The organism is Pseudomonas sp. 9.1(2019) (genome assembly GCF_009910445.1).
Lineage (GTDB): Bacteria > Pseudomonadota > Gammaproteobacteria > Pseudomonadales > Pseudomonadaceae > Aquipseudomonas > Aquipseudomonas paraversuta.
Genome location: NZ_VBWF01000002.1, coordinates 79,508 through 98,024 on the forward strand (window position 1 = coordinate 79,508; position 18,517 = coordinate 98,024).

At 62.7% G+C, this 18,517-nt stretch carries 16 protein-coding genes; all 16 read left to right on the forward strand.

All coding sequences use genetic code 11. From position 1 onward, the window contains the following. Positions 1-63: 63 nt before the first annotated feature. A complete protein-coding gene (cbiE, locus tag FEZ21_RS01095; RefSeq protein WP_160626274.1) occupies positions 64-1,275 on the forward strand; it encodes a precorrin-6y C5,15-methyltransferase (decarboxylating) subunit CbiE in 1,212 nt (403 codons plus the stop codon). Continuing rightward, positions 1,268-2,365 carry a cobalt-precorrin-5B (C(1))-methyltransferase gene (locus tag FEZ21_RS01100; protein WP_127195745.1) on the forward strand — a complete coding sequence of 366 codons (1,098 nt, stop codon included), beginning with the start codon at positions 1,268-1,270 and terminating at the stop codon, positions 2,363-2,365. The genes cbiE and FEZ21_RS01100 overlap by 8 nt, the downstream gene beginning before the upstream one ends. Beyond that, positions 2,362-3,090 (forward strand): cobalt-precorrin-6A reductase, encoded by a 729-nt coding sequence (locus tag FEZ21_RS01105; RefSeq protein ID WP_160626275.1) that lies wholly within the window; start codon positions 2,362-2,364, stop codon positions 3,088-3,090. Before FEZ21_RS01100 ends, FEZ21_RS01105 begins: the two co-directional genes overlap by 4 nt. 293 nt (positions 3,091-3,383) lie before the next feature. Next, positions 3,384-3,782, forward strand: a complete 399-nt coding sequence (locus FEZ21_RS01110; protein WP_003439179.1) for a DUF2946 domain-containing protein — start codon at positions 3,384-3,386, stop codon at positions 3,780-3,782. Between the two features lie 47 nt (positions 3,783-3,829). Further along, positions 3,830-4,324: a copper chaperone PCu(A)C gene (locus FEZ21_RS01115; RefSeq protein WP_003439177.1), complete on the forward strand. Its 495-nt coding sequence runs from the start codon at positions 3,830-3,832 to the stop codon at positions 4,322-4,324. A 42-nt stretch (positions 4,325-4,366) separates the two neighbouring features. Next, entirely contained in the window at positions 4,367-4,738 is a 372-nt protein-coding gene (locus FEZ21_RS01120; protein ID WP_127195744.1) for a DUF2946 domain-containing protein, read from the forward strand. A 98-nt stretch (positions 4,739-4,836) separates the two neighbouring features. Next, positions 4,837-6,915, forward strand: a complete 2,079-nt coding sequence (locus FEZ21_RS01125; protein WP_178092355.1) for a TonB-dependent copper receptor — start codon at positions 4,837-4,839, stop codon at positions 6,913-6,915. Positions 6,916-7,076: 161 nt separating this feature from the next. Next, positions 7,077-8,375, forward strand: coding sequence for a PepSY domain-containing protein (locus FEZ21_RS01130; RefSeq protein ID WP_238839863.1), 1,299 nt, complete (start codon positions 7,077-7,079; stop codon positions 8,373-8,375). A gap of 165 nt (positions 8,376-8,540) precedes the next feature. Continuing rightward, entirely contained in the window at positions 8,541-10,658 is a 2,118-nt protein-coding gene (locus FEZ21_RS01135; protein ID WP_003439166.1) for a TonB-dependent siderophore receptor, read from the forward strand. 94 nt (positions 10,659-10,752) lie between these two features. Beyond that, complete coding sequence (locus FEZ21_RS01140; protein WP_003439163.1) at positions 10,753-11,541, forward strand: ABC transporter ATP-binding protein; 789 nt, start codon at positions 10,753-10,755, stop codon at positions 11,539-11,541. Further along, entirely contained in the window at positions 11,538-12,488 is a 951-nt protein-coding gene (locus tag FEZ21_RS01145) for an ABC transporter substrate-binding protein (protein WP_003439161.1), read from the forward strand. Before FEZ21_RS01140 ends, FEZ21_RS01145 begins: the two co-directional genes overlap by 4 nt. Next, complete coding sequence (locus FEZ21_RS01150) at positions 12,485-13,495, forward strand: iron ABC transporter permease (protein WP_003439158.1); 1,011 nt, start codon at positions 12,485-12,487, stop codon at positions 13,493-13,495. Before FEZ21_RS01145 ends, FEZ21_RS01150 begins: the two co-directional genes overlap by 4 nt. Positions 13,496-13,695: 200 nt before the next feature. Continuing rightward, complete coding sequence (urtA, locus tag FEZ21_RS01155; RefSeq protein WP_003439155.1) at positions 13,696-14,961, forward strand: urea ABC transporter substrate-binding protein; 1,266 nt, start codon at positions 13,696-13,698, stop codon at positions 14,959-14,961. Between the two features lie 75 nt (positions 14,962-15,036). Next, positions 15,037-16,539: an urea ABC transporter permease subunit UrtB gene (urtB, locus tag FEZ21_RS01160; RefSeq protein WP_160626278.1), complete on the forward strand. Its 1,503-nt coding sequence runs from the start codon at positions 15,037-15,039 to the stop codon at positions 16,537-16,539. Then, positions 16,539-17,618 carry an urea ABC transporter permease subunit UrtC gene (gene urtC, locus FEZ21_RS01165; RefSeq protein WP_003439149.1) on the forward strand — a complete coding sequence of 360 codons (1,080 nt, stop codon included), beginning with the start codon at positions 16,539-16,541 and terminating at the stop codon, positions 17,616-17,618. Before urtB ends, urtC begins: the two co-directional genes overlap by 1 nt. After that, positions 17,615-18,475: an urea ABC transporter ATP-binding protein UrtD gene (gene urtD, locus FEZ21_RS01170; RefSeq protein WP_010656242.1), complete on the forward strand. Its 861-nt coding sequence runs from the start codon at positions 17,615-17,617 to the stop codon at positions 18,473-18,475. The genes urtC and urtD overlap by 4 nt, the downstream gene beginning before the upstream one ends. Positions 18,476-18,517 lie beyond the last annotated feature (42 nt).

An 18,517-nucleotide genomic window follows, 5' to 3' on the forward strand; every position in this document is an offset into this window, starting at 1 on the left:
TGCCGGCGCGTCTTGCAACAGTGCTGGCGGATGGAAAAATCAGCGTTTACCAAGAGGATCGGCATGTCGCCCTGGCTAACAATTGTGGGAATCGGTGAAGACGGCTTCAGCGGCCTGGGCAAAAACGCCCGGCGCGCCCTGCTCAGTGCCAGCAACGTGTTTGGCGGTCCGCGCCAGCTGGACTTGCTGCCCGCCTGCATCCGCGCCGAACGCCAGGCGTGGCCGAGCCCGTTCTCACTGGCACCGGTCCTGGCCTTGCGCGGTACACCGGTGTGCGTGCTGGCCAGCGGCGACCCCATGTGGTTCGGTGTGGGGGCCAGTCTTGCCCGGGTGGTAGCCAGCGATGAAATGCAGGTGCTGTCTGCCCCGTCATCTTTCTCGCTGGCCGCCGCCCGACTGGGCTGGGCCTTGCAGGATGTACTGACGCTGTCGGTGGTGGCGCGGCCTGTCGCCGCGCTCAATGCTCATCTGCACAGCGGCGTGCGCCTGCTGGTGCTGAGCAACGACGCCAGCAGCCCGGCGGCCGTTGCTGCCCTGCTGCGTGAACGCGGCTTTGGCCCGAGCCGCCTGAGGGTACTTGAGCACCTGGGCGGCCCGGCCGAGCGGCGAGTCGAGGCCAGTGCCGATGACTGGAGCGACCCGCCCGTGGCGGCGCTCAACCTGATCGCCATCGACTGCCTGGCCGATACCGACACCCGGCCGCTGTCACGAAGCGGCGGGCTGCCCGACAGCGCGTTCCGCCATGACGGCCAACTGACCAAACGCGATGTACGGGCCATTACCCTGGCCCGTCTGGCGCCGTTGCCGGGGCAGTTGTTGTGGGACGTGGGCGCCGGCAGCGGCTCGATCGGAATCGAATGGATGCGCACTTACCCCAGTTGCCGCACCCTGGCCATCGAAGCCGATGCCGGGCGCCAGCAATTGATCGAACACAACCGCGATGCTCTGGGCGTCCCCGGCCTGCAACTGATCCGCGGCAAGGCTCCGCAAGCCCTTGAAGGGCTGGAGCGCCCGGACGCGGTCTTTATCGGCGGCGGCGTGACCCGCGAAGGGGTGCTCGACACCTGCTGGCAACAGCTCAAACCCGGCGGGCGCCTGGTGGCCAATGCCGTCACCCTGCAAAGCGAAATGCTGCTGATGAGCTGGCGCGAGCGTCACGGTGGCGAACTGACCCGAATCCATATCGCCCAGGCGCAACCGCTGGGGGAATTCGATACCTGGCGTCAGGCCTTGCCGATAACCCTCTTAGACGTGACCAAACCTCTCGATGCGTGACGAAACCGCCGAACAACCCGCGCCGCTGCGCAGCGGCCTGACCACCGGCAGCTGCGCCACAGCCACCAGCCTGGCCGCCGCGCGCCTGCTGCTCAGCGGGGTCAGCCATGACGCCGTCGCCATCACCTTGCCCAAAGGCAAGATCGTCACCATGCGCCTGGAGTTCTGCCGCCTGTGCGATCAGGGTGCCGAAGCCGGCACCATCAAGGATGCCGGGGATGACCCGGATGTAACCCACGGCGCGCTGCTTTACTCCCAAGTGAGTCTCAGGCCGGAACCGGGTATCGGCTTTGTCGCCGGTCTCGGAGTAGGCACCGTGACCCGCCCGGGTCTGGTACTGGCCGTGGGGGAACCGGCGATCAACCCGGTGCCGCGCAAAATGATCACCGAACACCTGCTGCTGCTGGCAGCCGAGCTGGGCTACAGCGGCGGCTTTACCGTCACCGTCAACGTCCAGGACGGCGCGGCCCTGGCGTTGAAAACCATGAATCCGCGACTGGGGATCCTGGGTGGTCTGTCGATATTGGGCACCAGCGGCATCGTCCGTCCGTTCTCCTGCGCGGCTTACATCGCCTCGATCCATCAAGGCATCGATGTGGCCAAGACCAACGGCTACCTGCACATCGCCGCCTGCACCGGCAATGCCAGCGAAGACACCATGCGCCGGGTCTACAACCTGCCGGAAATTGCCCTGATCGAAATGGGCGACTTTGTCGGTGCCGTACTCAAGCATCTGCGCAAAGTACCTGTGGATAAGTTGAGCCTCTGCGGCGGCTTCGGAAAAATCAGCAAGCTGGCGGCCGGGCATATGGATTTGCACAGCCGCCACTCCAGTATCGACCTGCCGCAGCTGGCCGAATGGGCCGCCGCCAGCGGTGCCGACAGCGAGTTGCAAGAGGCGATCCGCCAGGCCAATACCAGCCAGCAAGCCCTGGCAATGGCCAGTGCTGCGGGCATCGCCCTGGGTGATGCGGTGTGCCAGCACGCCCTCGACTTCGCCCGTAGCGTGGTGCCGGCACAGGTGCAGGTCGAAGTGTTTGCCATCGACCGCCAGGGCGGGATAGTCGGTCACGCCGGAGCCTTTGCATGAAACGAATCCTGTTGCTGGGCGGCGTCACTGAAGCGCTGGCCATGGCCCGCCGCCTGGGGCCGCAACACATTTACAGCCTGGCCGGCGTCGGCCGCGTGCCCGCGGACTTGCCCTGTGAAGTGCGGGTTGGCGGTTATGGCGGCGCCGAAGGGCTGGCACAGTACATACGCCAGCAGCGCATTGATTTGCTGCTCGACGCCACTCACCCCTACGCCGCACAAATCAGCCACAACGCAGTCAGCGCTGCCGCCCTCGCCGGTATCCCGTGCTGGGCCTTGCGCCGCCCGGCCTGGCAGCCCCAGGCCGGAGATAACTGGCGCGAAGTGGCGAACTGGGCCGAACTGGTCGAGGCGCTAAAACCGTTTCAGCGCCCGCTGTTCACCCTGGGCCGCGAGCCGCTTGAGCATTTGCATGAAATCCCCGAAGGACAGTTCTGGACTTTGCGCGCCCTGGACACTTACCCCGGCAATGCCCGTTGCGAAGTGATCGGCGCCCGGGGGCCATTTGTGATCGAAGATGAGCGCACCCTGTTCGCTCAACGCCGCATCGACGTACTGATCAGCAAAAACAGCGGCAGCAGCGCCACTGAGCCCAAGCTCGAAGTCGCCCGCGAACGCGGAACTCCGGTGTTGATTCTCAAACGCCCGCAGTTGCCAGAGGTTGACCGTGCATTTTTGACCGGCGATGAAGTGCTGCAGGCGCTGAAGCGGGAGAGTTATTTGTGAATATGGACCAATGCTGTGCTGTAAAAGCCCCATGCTTGCAGCGCTGAAAAAGCTCGCGAGCAAGCTCGCTCCTACAGGGTTTACTGCGCCATTGTGGGAGCCGGCTTGCCGGCGCGCGGCACCTGCATCGCTGGCAAGCCAGCTCCCACAGCGAACGGGTAAGTTTTCAACCCCAGAACCAAGACAGCGTGAACTACACTGACGCGACATTTCGCCACACAGCCTGTGTTTTTACTTACGTCGGTCATTCAGGCTAAATAGCCGCCTTGATGCCATCACTCATGGAATTGTTCATGTCCCGACAACGCTTTGCATTTGCCTGGATCGCCTGCTTCGCAGTGCTGTTCAACATGCTCGCCATGTCGACGGCCGGAGCCATGGGCGGGGCAAGGCAAGAAGCGGGCGAACAGTTCATGTGGAGCAGCTTTTGCACCTCCACCGGCACCAAGATGGTTGCCGTGTCACTGGGCAAGCTTGACGCCGGCGACAGCCGCAAAGACGATCACTCGAACATGCAGCATTGCTGGTGCTGCTCGGGCGCGGCACCGCTGGTGGCTTTGCCGGCGCATATCCCGACTCTGTATTTCGCCGCCATCGAACATGGCCACAGCCAAGTCCCCGACCACCTCAAACGCCCCACCCCGCGCCAGCAATGGCCGAGCCTCAACCCCCGCGCTTCCCCTCTGGCCTGATTCATCCTCGCAACCATTTTGCGTTTGAATCGTTCCGGAGAATTGCCATGTTGAACCTGTCACTGGTCAAGAATGCCCTGATCGCGGCGGCTTTGCTGCTGCCTGCCTGTTTCGCCAACGCCCATGAATACCAAAGCGGCACGCTGCAAATCGCTCATCCGTGGTCCCAGCAGTTACCGCCCAATGCGCCGACCGTGGCCGCGTATTTCGTGATTCACAACACCGGCACCAGCGCCGACCGCCTGGTCAGTGTCGACACCCCCATTGCCGATAAAGCCGAGCTGCATCAGCACGTGATGCAGGGCGACTTGATGAAGATGCAACCGGTGCCCAGCGTCGAGGTTGCCCCCGGCGGCACCGTCACGTTCGCGCCCATGGCGTACCACGTGATGCTGCTCGGCCTCAAAGACCGCAGTCTGCTGCAGGACGGCAAACACTTCCCCATGACCCTGCACTTTGAAAAGGCCGGTGCCATCACGGTTGATGTGAACGTGCAGAAACAGGCGCCGCCCGCCAGCACGGAAGCCATGCACACCCACTAACGGTCACTGATCCCCGTGGGCGCCCCTCGCGCCAGGCACGCCATGTCGCAGATTCGCGGCAGCTGGCTGAGCCTGTTTGCCATGCTGATGATTTTTATCGGCCCGCTGATTTCCCAAGCGGTGCCGATGGATCATCACGCCTCCATGAACATGACGATGCCGATGTCGGCCGGCATGTCGATGCAAGACCACGGCGAGCACGGCAAACCGTCCGCCGATCACCACGCGATTTGGGAAAAGTGCGGCTATTGCACCCTGCTGTTCAGTTGCCCGGCACTGCCCAACGCCCCGACCCTGACCCTCCATACAGCCCCCCCTCCGGGCAACTATCTGGCGGCGACCACCCTGCTGGGCCATGCCCGGCAACCGGTCTTCCCCGGCGCCCGCTCCCGCGCCCCGCCAGCATTCCTTTAAGCACCGACCCCACAAACTCACAGGCCCGCCTGCCAGTGCTGCTTTAGACAGCCGCAGGCCGCTGGCCGTGTTGTATTCGCTTGAATATTGGAATGTTTATGTCCCGCTTTACTGTTGCCGCCCGTTTGCCCCACGCCCAAACGGTATTCCCTTTCGCCCTGAGCGCACTGTGCTGCGCATTGTTCGCGCCTGCGGTCATGGCCGACGAACACGCAGAGCACGCCAACGAAATCAGCCCGCTGGTGATCACGGCCATCGCCCCCAGCTCGCCACTGACCATAGTCACCAACCCCAAGGACCCGCGCCAGCCGGTGCCGGCCAGTGACGGTGGCGACTACCTCAAGACCATTCCCGGCTTCGCCCTGGTCCGCAACGGTGGCACCAACGGCGACCCGGTATTGCGCGGCATGTTCGGTTCACGCCTGAACATTCTCACCAACGGCGGCATGATGCTCGGCGCCTGCCCCGGCCGCATGGACGCCCCCACTTCCTACATCTCGCCGGAAACCTACGACCAGCTGACCGTGATCAAGGGCCCGCAAACCGTACTCTGGGGCCCGGGGGCATCGGCCGGCACCATCCTGTTCGAGCGCGAACCGGAGCACTTCGGCGAACTGGGCACCCGGGTCAATGCCAGTGTCCTGGCCGGTTCCAACGGCCGCTTCGACAAGACCGTCGACGCCGCCGCCGGCGGCCCGCTGGGCTACGTGCGGGTGATCGGCAACACCGCGCACGCTGATGACTACAAGGACGGCAACGGCGACACCGTGCCGTCGCGCTATGACAAGTGGAACGGCGATGTAGCACTGGGCTGGACCCCGGACCCGGACACCCTGCTGGAGCTCACTGCCGGCAAGGGCGATGGTCAAGCCCGCTCTGCCGGGCGCGGCATGGACGGCAGCCAGTACCAGCGCGAAAGCCTGGGCCTGCGCTTCGAAAAATCAAATATCGGCGATGTTCTCGACAAGATCGAAGCACAGGTCTACTACAACTATGCCGACCACGTCATGGACAACTACAGCCTGCGCACCCCGTCGGGCACCGGCATGATGAGCGGCCCCATGGCCTCCAACGTCGACCGCCGCACCCTCGGCGCACGGATCAAGGCCACCTGGCACTGGGCCGACTACCAGTTGATCAGCGGTATCGATGCGCAGACCAACGAACACCGCAAACGCTCCGGCATGGGCATCGATACCTATAAGGATCAGAACTGGAGCAAGGACGCCGACTTCCATAACTACGGTGCTTTTGGCGAACTGACCTGGTACGCCGCCGAGCGTGACCGGGTCATTACCGGAGCCCGCCTGGACCGCGCCGCGGCCAAGGATTACCGCGCCCGGATCGGCTCCGGGATGATGAGCAAAGCCAACCCGACCCTGAATAAAACCCGCGCCGATACACTGCCCAGCGGCTTTGTGCGTTACGAACATGATCTGGCCGACAGCCCGGCCACGGTCTATGCCGGCCTGGGTCACGCCGAACGTTTCCCGGATTACTGGGAGCTGTTCTCCCCGACCTCAGGCCCGGCCGGCTCGGTTAACGCTTTCGATGCAATCAAGCCGGAAAAAACCACTCAGCTCGATGTGGGCCTGCAATACAAAACCCGCGATCTCGAAGCCTGGGTCTCGGCCTATGCCGGGGTCGTTCACGATTACATCCTGTTCGACTACGACTCGGGTTCGTCCCGGGCGCAAAACATCAACGCCCGGATCATGGGCGGCGAACTGGGTGCTGCGTATCAGCTGACTGCACACTGGAAAGCCGACGCCACCCTGGCCTACGCCTGGGGCAAGAACACCACGGACGGCAAGGCACTGCCGCAAATGCCACCGCTGGACAGCCGCCTGGGCCTCACTTACAGCCAGGACAACTGGAGTGCCGGGGCCTTGTGGCGACTGGTGGCACCGCAAGACCGCATCGACCGTAATGCCGGCAATGTGGTCGGCAAGGACTACGACAAGAGTGCCGGTTTTGGCGTGTTCTCGTTGAACGGCGCGTACCGCATCAACAAAAACCTCAAGGTCAGTGCCGGCGTCGACAACCTGCTGGATAAAAACTACAGCGAGCACCTGAACATGGCGGGCAACGCCGGCTACGGCTACCCGGCAAACGACCCGACCCCGATCAACGAGCCGGGGCGCACCTTGTGGACCAAGGTTGATGTGAGCTTCTGACAACAACGGACTGCCCTGTGGGAGCTGGCTTGCCAGCTCCCACAGGGCTCAAGAGAATAATGACCTTGCGGAGCCGCTCCCGATGAGCCGACCAACCCCCCTCTTTCTACAACCTGGCCTGGCGCTGGCATTTCTATGCCGGGCTGTTTGTCGCCCCCTTCATGATTCTGCTGGCGCTGACCGGGATCATTTACCTGTTCAAGCCCCAGCTCGATCCCTTGATGTATGACCACCTGCTCAATGTCACCCCCGGCCACCACCGCCTCAGTGCCGACGAGCAACTGCAGCGGGTGCGCCTCGATTATCCACAGGGCCGGATCAGCCAGTACCTGCCTGCGGTCAACCCCGAGCGCAGCGCCCAGTTCGTGGTCAGCAATGACGGGCGCCAGCTCAACGTGTTCATCAACCCGTACAGCGGTGAAGTGCTGGGCGAGCAGGATGCCAGGTTCAACCTGCAAGCCGTGGCCCGGGCGCTACACGGGGAGTTGATGATCGGCACTGTGGGTGACCGGCTGGTGGAACTCGCCGCCGGCTGGGGCGTGGTGCTGGTGGTTTCCGGCCTGTACCTGTGGTGGCCGCGCGGGCAATCGGCCGCCGGAATCTTATGGCCGCGCCTGAGCCGCCGCGGCCGCGTGTTGTGGCGCGACCTGCATGCTGTCACCGGTTTCTGGGGCGCAGCCCTGTTGTTGTTCATGCTGCTCAGCGGCATGACCTGGACCGGCTTGTGGGGCAAGCAATACGCCGACCTGTGGAACCGCTTCCCGGTGGCGATGTGGAATAACGTGCCGCAGTCAGATATCGAGGCCCGCAGCCTCAACACCCCTGCCCGCCAGACCGTACCCTGGGCGATGGAAAACACCCCGCTGCCGGTCTCCGGGGCCCACGCTGAACACATGGCCCATGCCGCCCACGCAAGCGGCCCGGCGGCCCCCGGCATCAGCCTGCAACAGGTGGTTGAAACGGCCACTGCACGCAAGGTCGAACCCGGCTACAGCATCACCTTGCCCACCACCGCCACCGGCGTATTCACCATCGCCGTGTTCGCTGACGACCCGCGCAACGACGCCACCCTGCATATCGATCAATACACCGGCCAGGTGCTGGCCGATGTGCGCTGGGAGCAATACGGCAACGTCGCCCGCGCCACCGAAATGAGCGTGATGCTGCATGAAGGCAAGCTGTTCGGCACCTTCAACCAGATCGTGATTTTGCTGGTGTGCCTGATGATCCTGCTGAGTTCGGTCAGCGCTCTGGTGATCTGGTGGAAACGCCGTCCCCAGGGCCGTCTGGGGGTCCCGCCGCTGCGCCACGATTTGCCGACCTGGAAAACCGGGGTGCTGATTATCCTGGCACTGGCCATTGCCTTTCCGTTGGTGGGCGCTTCGCTGATCGCGGTGTGGTTGCTGGATCGCCTGCTGATGATTTTTCGCAAAACGCCACCACTTGAGCTGCGCTCATAAACAACATGAAGCATCCGAGATGCGCGATCTAGAGGCCTGGCTATACTGGCAAGCCAGTATCAAGCAGAAAGCTATTGTTACTGTATAACAAAAGCCTTTAAGCTCCATCACCCGCCGCCAGGAGGCAGCGGGGACACCTCTTGAAATAAGCGACTCACTGCCCCGATGAACAAGTACCTTTTTTCCAGCCTCTGTCTGCTGGCGATCAACAGCGCCCACGCGGATGACTCCGCCCCGTCCCTGATGCTGCCGGCCGCGAACATTACCGCGCCGCAAGTCGATGCCGAACACATCGACCTCAAGACTGCCACCAGCGCCGGCTCACGCCTGAACCTCAACAGCCTTGAAACCCCGGCCAGCGTCGAAAGCCTGAGCGGCGAACGGATTCGTGCCCGCGGCGACCGCAGTGTCCAGGACGCGGTGACTCGTACCACCGGTATCACCAACACGGCTACCCCGGGCAACGGCGGCTCGTCGTACTCGGCCCGGGGTTTTGTCGGCCAGGGCTCGGTGATGCAGTTGTATGACGGGATTCGCATGTACAGCGGCGCCGGCACCGTGACCTTCCCGGTGGACGACTGGTCGGTGGAGCGCATCGATGTGCTGCGCGGCCCGGCATCAGTGCTGTACGGCGAAGGCGCGACCGGCGCGGTGATCAACGTGATCCCGAAAAAACCGTTCAGCGGCGAAATCGAAAATCATCTGCGGGTTGGCTACGGCTCCTACGACAGCCAGCAGCAAGCCCTGGACAGCGGCGGCTCGCTGACCGATACCCTGAGCTACCGGTTGAACCTCAACCACATCCAAAGCAATGGCTGGATCGACCACGGTGACTCCGAAAGCACCTTTATCAGTGCCGCCCTGCGCTGGCAGGCCCGGGATGATCTGGCATTTACCCTGAGCCACGACTACGGCGACCAGGAGCCGCAGAACGACTTCGGCGTCCCCCTGATCAATGGCCGTTATCACAAGAGCCTGCGGGACAAGAACTACAACGTGCGCGACGCCAAGCTGCATTACAACGATCAGTGGACGCGCCTGAACAGCGAGTGGCAGATCAACGACGATCTGGTTGCCAGCAACGAACTGTATTACCTCAAGGCCCAGCGTCGCTGGCAAAACGCTGAAAACCATGCCTGGGACCAGGACCGACAAACCTTGATGCGCAGTGGCTACTACAGCATCAAGCACCAGCAGGAACAGGTCGGTGACCGTCAGACGTTCACCCTCGACCACGATCTGTTCGGCCTTGAAAGCAAAACCCTGGTGGGCGCGGACTACAACCGTATCCACTTTGACCTGCACAGCAATGCGCCTTACAAGGATGTAGTGACTGGCGGTACACCGATTGACATGAACCACCCGGATCGCGGCGAGTTCACAAGCAATTCGCCCTACCGCGACCAGTTCAAGACCACCACCCAGCAAGTGTCGCTGTTTGCCGAAAACCGCACGCAACTGAGCGAGCAGCTGTCGCTGGTCACTGGCGTGCGGCGCGACATCGTGCACCTGGACCGCGACGACTTGATCGAAGACACCCGCAGTGATCGCAGCCTCTCGGCCAACAGCTGGAAAGTCGGCCTGGTGTATGAACTGACGCCGGACATGTCGGTTTATGCGCAACAGGCCACCAGCGTCGATGGCGTAGCCGGGCTGATCAGCCTGTACCCCTCCGAGCAAGGCTTTGACATGGCCCGCGCCCGCCAGACCGAAGTCGGTTTCAAGCAAATGTTCTGGGACCAGCGCGGTGAGTGGACCCTGGCCGCGTATCACATCGTCAAAAAGGACTTGCTGACGCCTGATCCGAACAACCCGGGCAACTCGCTGCAAGTCGGTCAGCAATCATCCAACGGCCTTGAAGCCAGCCTCGATCTGCAACTGCCGGACCGCTGGCAGCTGCAGGCCAATGCCGCGTTCGTGCGGGCCGAATACGACAAGTTCGATGACGAAGGCGTGTCCCGCAAAGGCAACCGCCCCACCGACGTACCGCGGCGCACCGCCAACCTGTGGTTGAGCAAAACCATTAGCGATGACCTTAATGCCGGGGCCGGGGTGCGTTATGTGGACTCGCGTTACGCCGACCTTGCCAACACCGTCGTACTGCCGAGTTATACCGTGGTGGACGCCACTGTCAGCTGGAAAGCGCTGCCAAAAACCACCCTGGGCCTGCGCCTGAATAATTTGTTCAACCGCCAGTACGCTGTAAGCCAATACAATGGCGGCCAGCAATGGATCATGGGCGAACCGCGCTCGTTCTTCGTCACGGCGGATTACACCTTTTAAAGCCCCAACCCCTGCAGGAGCGCGCTTGCTCGCGAGCCGTGAAAAGCTCGCGAGCAACTCGCTCCTGCAGAGATCAGATCAACACCGGAATTTTATGACCCGCCTCACCCTCACTCAACTTGCCTGGACCCCGCTGGGCCACGGCCACTGTCATCACCAGTTCCAGCTGCGTGATGCCAATCTGCACGTGGCCGCAGGCGAGTTCGTGGGGCTGATCGGGCCCAACGGCAGCGGTAAAACCAGCCTGCTGCGTTGCGCTTATCGCTTCAGCAAACCCGAGTCGGGCCAGGTTCACCTCGGTGCGCACAACCTCTGGCAGCAATCGCCACGCTGGTGCGCCCAACGCGTCGCCGTGGTGTTGCAGGAATTTCCGGACGCCTTTGGCCTGACCGTCGATGAAGTGGTCGCCATGGGCCGTACCCCCCATAAAGGCCTGTTCGACGGCGATACCGAGGCCGACCGCGAGCTGGCGAAAAAAGCCCTCGAATCCGTTGGCCTGCAGGGCTTCGAAGACCACGCATTCGCCACCCTGTCCGGCGGTGAAAAACAGCGGGTGATTCTGGCCCGGGCCCTGGCCCAGCAACCCGAACTGCTGATCCTCGACGAGCCGACCAATCATCTCGATCCACGCTACCAGCTGGAGCTGCTGCAACTGGTCAAACGCCTGAACATCGGAACCCTGGCCAGCATCCACGACCTCAATCTGGCCGCGGCCTTTTGCGACCGGCTATACGTGATCGACCACGGCAGGATCATCGCCAGCGGCACCCCGCGCGAGGTGCTGACCGTCGACCTGTTGCGCGACGTGTTTGGCGTCGACGCGCTGATCGACGACCATCCGCTGTCCGGCTACCCGCGCATTACCTGGATAACCCAAGCATGAAACTGATCCGCCTCGCCCTCTGCCTGTGCGCATTGTCCGCTGCCCCATGGGCCCGGGCCGAAGCCAGCAAATACCCGCTGACCATTACCAGCTGCAACCGTGAGGTGACCTTCAACCAGGCACCCGAACACGCAGTCAGCCATGACATCAACATGACGCAAATGATGCTCGCCCTCGGCCTCAAGCCGCGCATGGTCGGCTACAGCGGCATCAGTGGCTGGAAAGCGGTGACGCCCGGGATGAAGGTGATTCTCGATGGCCTGCCGGAGCTGGCGAGCAAGTACCCCTCGGTGGAAACCCTGCTCAACGCCAACGTCGACTTCTTCTTTGCCGGCTGGGATTACGGCATGCGCGTCGGCGGCGACCTCACGCCGCAAACCCTGACCCCGCTGGGCATTAACGTGTACGAGCTGACCGAGTCCTGCGCCTTCGTGATGAAGCGCCCGCCCGCCAGCATGGAGGACACTTACAACGACCTGCGCAACCTGGGCAAAATTTTTGACGTGCAAGACCGCGCCAACACGCTGATCGCTCAGATGCAGGAAAAAGTCGCCACCGTGCAAAAGAACCTGCCCGGGGCAAAGCCACGGGTGTTCCTGTACGACAGCGGTGAAGACCGTGCCATGACCTCGGGCAAGCTGGGCATTCCCCACGCACTGATCGAAGCCGCAGGCGGCAACGACATCCTCAGTGATATCGACGCCAGCTGGACCCGTATCAACTGGGAGACCGTGGTCGAGCGCAACCCTGAAGTGATCGTCATCGTCGATTACAGCGAAGTCAGCGCCGAACAAAAACAGCGCTTCCTCGAAACCAGCCCGGCCCTGCAATCGGTCGACGCGATTCGCAACAAACGCTTCATCGTCATCCCTTACGTGCAAGCCACCCCGGGCATCGACAACGTGCTGGCCATCGAAACCCTGGCCAAAGGTTTCCACCCCCAATGATGACTCGCCGCTACGCCCTGCTGCTGGCCTGTCTCGGCGCCCTGCTGCTGGTGTCGTGCGTGATTTCCCTGGGCTTCGGCCCGGCGCGGGTGCCGGTGGACGTGGTGTGGCACATATTGCTCAACAAACTGTTCGGTATCGGTGAGGTCAGCTGGAGCGCCGGGCAGGAACATATCGTATGGCTGATCCGCGTGCCGCGCATGCTGCTTGGGGCGCTGGTGGGTGCCGGGCTGGCATTGATCGGCGCGGTGCTGCAAGCCGTGACCCGTAACCCGCTGGCTGACCCGCACCTGCTGGGCGTGACCAGCGGTGCCACACTGGGGGCGGTGATTGTGGTGCTGCACGTGGGCCAGATCGTCGGCCTGCTGACCTTGCCCATCGCGGCCTTTATCGGTGCGTTGCTGAGCATGGTTCTGGTGCTGGCCATCGCCAGCCGCCAGGGCCGCCTGGACAGTGACCGGTTGCTGCTGTGCGGGGTGGCCGTGTCGTTCGTGATGATGGCCATCGCCAATACCCTGCTGTTTCTGGGCGACCATCGCGCCAGCTCCGCCGTACTGTTCTGGATGCTCGGCGGGCTGGGGCTGGCGCGCTGGGAACTGCTACTGGTGCCCAGCACTGTGGTGCTGCTGGGGCTGGTACTGCTGCTGGGCATGGCCCGCCCGCTCAACGCCTTGATGGCGGGCGAGCAAACCGCCGTCACCCTGGGCCTGAACGCACGCAATGTGCGGCTCAAGGTGTTTTTGATCGCCTCCCTGATGACCGGAGTGCTGGTGGCTATCAGCGGCTCGATCGGCTTTGTCGGGCTGATGATTCCGCACATTGCCCGGCGTCTGGTGGGGGCCGAGCACCGGCGTTTGCTGCCGGTGTCAGCACTGCTGGGCAGCGTGTTCCTGGTTTGGGTGGACGTTGCCGCGCGCACCCTGATCGCCCCTGAAGACCTGCCCATCGGCGTGGCCACTGCGGCGATTGGCGGCCTGTTCTTTATAGGGCTGATGCGCAAGCGCTAACCCCCCTCCCGTAGCACCAACACGGCGCAGGCCGCGCACCAAAACCGTCTTCAGGCGCCGCACTGGTGCGCCGACACCTCAAAATTCGCCCTTGAGCCCCGTTCCAGAGCCTGCGCACCACTTCGGCACAGCCCTTGCTATAGACCTTCCCAGTGTCCCCGTCGACCCATTAGAAAAATCAGACATCTGGAGATCGCCCCATGAAGCGTCGCAGCTTGCTCAAAGCTTTCACCCTCACGGCATCCATTGCCGCCATGGGCATGACCTGGACGGTGCAAGCCGCCGAGACCATCAAGGTGGGGATTTTGCATTCGTTGTCCGGAACCATGGCGATTTCCGAAACGTCGCTCAAGGACATGGCGCTGATGACCATCGACGAGATCAACGCCAAAGGCGGCGTGAACGGCAAGCTGCTCGAAGCGGTGGTGGTCGACCCGGCGTCCAACTGGCCGCTGTTTGCAGAAAAGGGTCGCCAGTTGCTGACCCAGGACAAGGTCGCCGTGGTCTTCGGCTGCTGGACCTCGGTGTCGCGCAAATCGGTGTTGCCGGTATTTGAAGAGCTCAACGGCCTGCTGTTTTACCCGGTGCAATACGAAGGCGAAGAGATGTCGCCCAACGTCTTCTACACCGGCGCCGCACCTAACCAGCAAGCCATTCCGGCGGTCGAGTATTTGATGAGCGAGGACGGCGGCAGCGCCAGGCGCTTCGTGTTGCTGGGCACCGACTACGTGTACCCGCGCACCACCAACAAGATCCTGCGGGCCTTCCTGCATTCCAAAGGTGTGGCCGACAAGGACATCGAAGAGGTCTACACCCCGTTTGGCCACAGCGATTACCAGACCATAGTGTCCAACATCAAAAAATTCTCCGCCGGGGGCAAGACGGCGGTGATCTCCACGGTCAACGGCGACTCCAACGTGCCGTTCTATAAAGAGCTGGCCAACCAGGGCCTGAAGGCCACCGACGTGCCGGTGATTGCATTCTCGGTGGGCGAAGAAGAGCTGCGCGGCATCGACACCAAACCGCTGGTGGGCAACCTGGCGGCCTGGAACTACTTTGAGTCGGTGCACAACCCGGTGAACCAGAAGTTCGTCGCCGACTGGAAAGCCTACGCCAAAGCCCACAACCTGCCGGGTGCGGACAAGGCCGTGACCAACGACCCGATGGAAGCCACCTACGTCGGTATCCACATGTGGGCGCAGGCGGCAGAGCAAGCCAAGTCCACCGATGTCGATAAAGTCCGGGAAGCCATGGCCGGCCAGACATTCGCCGCGCCGTCGGGCTACACCCTGACCATGGACAAGACCAACCACCACCTGCACAAGCCGGTGATGATCGGCGAGATCGAAGATAACGGTCAGTTCAACGTGGTGTGGCAGACCAAGGAGCCGATCCGCGCCCAGCCCTGGAGCCCGTATATCCCGGGCAATGACAAAAAGCCGGATTACGCAGTGAAGAGCAACTAAAGCCAATAACACAACCTCTGCAGGAGCGAGCTTGCTCGCGAGCAAGCTCGCTCCTGCAGGAAAAAGGCCCTGTCTATGCCAACTGCCCTTTACCGTTTTATCTTCGCTTGCCTGCTGTTACTGCCCCCGGGGGCGTACGCCGACGATGCCGGCGACTTCGCAGCGGCCGACAATTCCCGCCAGGCCCAACTGCTGGAAAGCTGGGCGGCACAACCGACAGCTGAACGCGCAGCGCTGATCAACGACCTGCAACAAGGTCAGATCAGCGTCGACGGGCAAAGCAAAACCCTGCGCCTGAATAACCGTTTGCGCGGTTTGATTGAGACCGCCCAGGCCAGTCAGCAATTGCTCGCTCCAGACCCGAAACTGCGTCTGGCGGCCGCTCTGCAACTGCAAAAATCCGCCAAACCGGCACAACTGGCCTTCCTCGGCCGGCAACTGGCCGGCGAAACCGACAGCACTGCACATAGCGCCCTGAGCCTGGCACTGGCCAACCTGCAACTGGTGGACCCCGACCCGGCAGTGCGTCTGGCAGCCGTGCGCCTGCTGGGTGAAACCGGCGAACCCCTGGCCCGCACCCGCCTCGAAACCCTGCTGCAGGACGGGGTCGAAACCGACGCCAAGGTACGCATCGCTGCCGAAACCGGCCTGGCCCAGGTTAAACGCAAACTGCTGATCGGTGACTTGCTGGGCCAGGCCTTCAGCGGCTTGTCCCTGGGCTCGATTCTGTTGCTGGCAGCCCTGGGGCTGGCCATCACCTTCGGCCTGCTCGGGGTGATCAACATGGCCCATGGCGAGATGCTGATGCTCGGCGCCTACTCGACCTACTGCGTGCAGTTGCTGTTTCAGCGCTTCGCCCCCGGCGCCATCGAGTTCTACCCGCTGCTGGCGCTGCCCGTGGCGTTCTTTGTCACGGCCTGCGTGGGCATGCTTGTGGAGCGCACCATCATTCGCCACCTCTATGGCCGGCCGCTGGAAACCCTGCTCGCCACCTGGGGCATCAGCCTGATCCTGATTCAATTGGTACGGGTGCTGTTCGGCGCGCAAAACGTCGAAGTGGCCAACCCGGCCTGGCTCTCGGGCGGGCTGCAAGTGCTGCCCAACCTGGTGCTGCCGTACAACCGCCTGGTGATTATCGTCTTCGCCCTGGCCGTGGTGTTGCTGACCTGGTTGCTGCTGAACAAAACCCGGCTGGGCCTGAACGTGCGTGCGGTCACCCAGAACCGCAACATGGCGGCTTGCTGCGGCGTACCCACCGGCAGGGTCGACATGCTCGCCTTTGGCCTCGGCTCGGGGATTGCCGGGCTCGGCGGGGTGGCCTTGAGTCAGGTTGGCAACGTCGGCCCTGACCTGGGCCAGGGCTACATCATCGACTCGTTCCTGGTGGTGGTGCTGGGCGGTGTCGGCCAACTGGCGGGCACGGTGTACGCGGCCTTCGGCCTGGGCATCGCAAACAAGATTCTTGAACCGCAGATCGGCGCCGTGCTGGGCAAAATCCTGATCCTGGGGCTGATCATTCTGTTTATCCAGAAGCGTCCGCAAGGTCTCTTCGCGCTCAAAGGACGGGTGATCGACTGATGAATCAGCCTCTGCTGCTTACTGCCACGCAAAAGGCCGGGCCGGCCGTGACCGCCACTGTCGGCGGCCTGGTATTACTGGTGCTGCTGGCCCTGCCGCTGCTGTCGCTGCTGCCTGCCGACAGCCCGTTCCAGGTCTCGGCCTATACCCTGACGCTGACGGGCAAGATCCTCTGTTACGCCATCGTTGCCCTGGCGCTGGATCTGGTCTGGGGCTACGCCGGCCTGCTGTCGCTGGGCCACGGCCTGTTCTTCGCCCTGGGCGGTTACGCCATGGGCATGTACCTGATGCGCCAGGCTTCGGGCGATGAGTTACCGGCCTTTATGACCTTTCTGTCCTGGACCGAATTGCCCTGGTACTGGACCGGCACCGAGCATTTCTGGTGGGCCATGTGCCTGGTGGTGCTGGCCCCCGGTTTGCTGGCGCTGGTGTTCGGCTTTTTTGCCTTCCGTTCGCGGATCAAGGGCGTGTATTTCTCGATCATGACCCAGGCCCTGACCTTCGCCGGGATGCTGCTGTTTTTCCGCAACGAGACCGGTTTTGGCGGCAACAACGGCTTCACCAACTTCCGCAGCATTCTGGGGTTTGGCATCACCGAGCCCGGCACCCGCGCGGCACTGTTCTTCGCCACCGTGATGTTGCTGGTGGCCAGCCTGTTTCTCGGCTGGCGCCTGGCGCGCAGTAAATTCGGGCGGGTGCTGACCGCATTGCGCGATGCCGAAAACCGCCTGATGTTTTGCGGCTACGACCCCCGCGGTTTCAAGCTGTTCGTCTGGGTACTCAGTGCTGTTTTATGCGGCCTGGCCGGGGCGTTGTATGTACCGCAAGTGGGCATTATCAACCCCGGGGAAATGTCGCCCACCAACTCCATAGAAGCTGCCGTGTGGGTAGCCCTCGGCGGGCGTGGCACCCTGATCGGCCCGTTGCTGGGCGCGGGCGTGGTCAACGGCATGAAGAGCTGGTTCACCGTAGCCTTCCCCGAGTACTGGCTGTTCTTCCTCGGCGCGCTGTTTATCGTCGTGACCCTGTACCTGCCCAAAGGCGTGATCGGCCTGCTGAAGAAAAGGGGCGAACAATGAGAATCACTGCAACGGCGGAATTTATGCTCGAACCCGCATTCGATCCAAACAAGGATGCCGGCAGCAGCCGCGACGCCATAGGTCTGGGCCAGGCTGCGGGAACCGGCCTCAATACCCGCCACGGCACCATCCTGACGCTGGAAGACATCAGCGTCAGCTTTGACGGTTTCAAGGCCCTGAACAACCTCAACCTGTACATAGGCGTCGGCGAGTTGCGCTGCATCATCGGCCCCAATGGCGCAGGCAAGACCACCATGATGGACGTGATCACCGGCAAGACCCGCCCCAGCGAAGGTCAGGCCTGGTTCGGTGAAACCCTGGACCTGCAGCAGATGAGCGAAGTACAGATCGCCCAGTCCGGGATCGGCCGCAAGTTCCAGAAACCCACGGTGTTTGAAGCCCTGAGCGTGTTCGAAAACCTGGAGCTGGCGCAAAAAACCGACAAGTCGGTGTGGGCCAGCCTGCGCGCCAGACTTACGGGTGAGCAAAGGGACCGCATCGCCGAAGTACTGGAGACCATTCGCCTGAGCACCTCGGCCCGGCGCCCGGCGGGGTTGCTGTCCCATGGCCAGAAACAGTTTCTGGAGATCGGCATGCTGCTGGTGCAAGACCCGCAACTGTTACTGCTGGATGAACCAGTGGCGGGCATGACCGATGCCGAAACCGAATTCACCGCCGAGCTGTTCAAAAGCCTGGCCGGCAAACACTCGCTGATGGTGGTGGAACACGACATGGGGTTTGTCGGTTCGATTGCCGACCACGTCACCGTATTGCACCAGGGTAGCGTTCTGGCGCAAGGCTCGCTGGCACAGGTGCAGGCGGATGAACGGGTGATCGAGGTTTATCTGGGCCGCTAACGCCCCGCTGCAATCGCTGGCAAGCCAGCTCCCACAGGGTAT

Excerpts from the sequence above, each read along its gene's own strand:
- FEZ21_RS01100 (WP_127195745.1), top strand. The coding sequence starts at position 1,268 with ATGCGTGACGAAACCGCCGAACAACCCGCGCCGCTGCGCAGCGGCCTG.
- cbiE (WP_160626274.1), top strand. The coding sequence starts at position 64 with ATGTCGCCCTGGCTAACAATTGTGGGAATCGGTGAAGACGGCTTCAGC.
- FEZ21_RS01150 (WP_003439158.1), top strand. The coding sequence starts at position 12,485 with ATGATGACTCGCCGCTACGCCCTGCTGCTGGCCTGTCTCGGCGCCCTG.
- FEZ21_RS01120 (WP_127195744.1), top strand. The coding sequence starts at position 4,367 with ATGTCGCAGATTCGCGGCAGCTGGCTGAGCCTGTTTGCCATGCTGATG.
- urtB (WP_160626278.1), top strand. The coding sequence starts at position 15,037 with ATGCCAACTGCCCTTTACCGTTTTATCTTCGCTTGCCTGCTGTTACTG.
- FEZ21_RS01140 (WP_003439163.1), top strand. The coding sequence starts at position 10,753 with ATGACCCGCCTCACCCTCACTCAACTTGCCTGGACCCCGCTGGGCCAC.
- FEZ21_RS01135 (WP_003439166.1), top strand. The coding sequence starts at position 8,541 with ATGAACAAGTACCTTTTTTCCAGCCTCTGTCTGCTGGCGATCAACAGC.
- FEZ21_RS01105 (WP_160626275.1), top strand. The coding sequence starts at position 2,362 with ATGAAACGAATCCTGTTGCTGGGCGGCGTCACTGAAGCGCTGGCCATG.
- FEZ21_RS01130 (WP_238839863.1), top strand. The coding sequence starts at position 7,077 with ATGATTCTGCTGGCGCTGACCGGGATCATTTACCTGTTCAAGCCCCAG.
- urtD (WP_010656242.1), top strand. The coding sequence starts at position 17,615 with ATGAGAATCACTGCAACGGCGGAATTTATGCTCGAACCCGCATTCGAT.
- FEZ21_RS01115 (WP_003439177.1), top strand. The coding sequence starts at position 3,830 with ATGTTGAACCTGTCACTGGTCAAGAATGCCCTGATCGCGGCGGCTTTG.
- FEZ21_RS01145 (WP_003439161.1), top strand. The coding sequence starts at position 11,538 with ATGAAACTGATCCGCCTCGCCCTCTGCCTGTGCGCATTGTCCGCTGCC.
- urtA (WP_003439155.1), top strand. The coding sequence starts at position 13,696 with ATGAAGCGTCGCAGCTTGCTCAAAGCTTTCACCCTCACGGCATCCATT.
- FEZ21_RS01125 (WP_178092355.1), top strand. The coding sequence starts at position 4,837 with ATGTCCCGCTTTACTGTTGCCGCCCGTTTGCCCCACGCCCAAACGGTA.
- urtC (WP_003439149.1), top strand. The coding sequence starts at position 16,539 with ATGAATCAGCCTCTGCTGCTTACTGCCACGCAAAAGGCCGGGCCGGCC.
- FEZ21_RS01110 (WP_003439179.1), top strand. The coding sequence starts at position 3,384 with ATGTCCCGACAACGCTTTGCATTTGCCTGGATCGCCTGCTTCGCAGTG.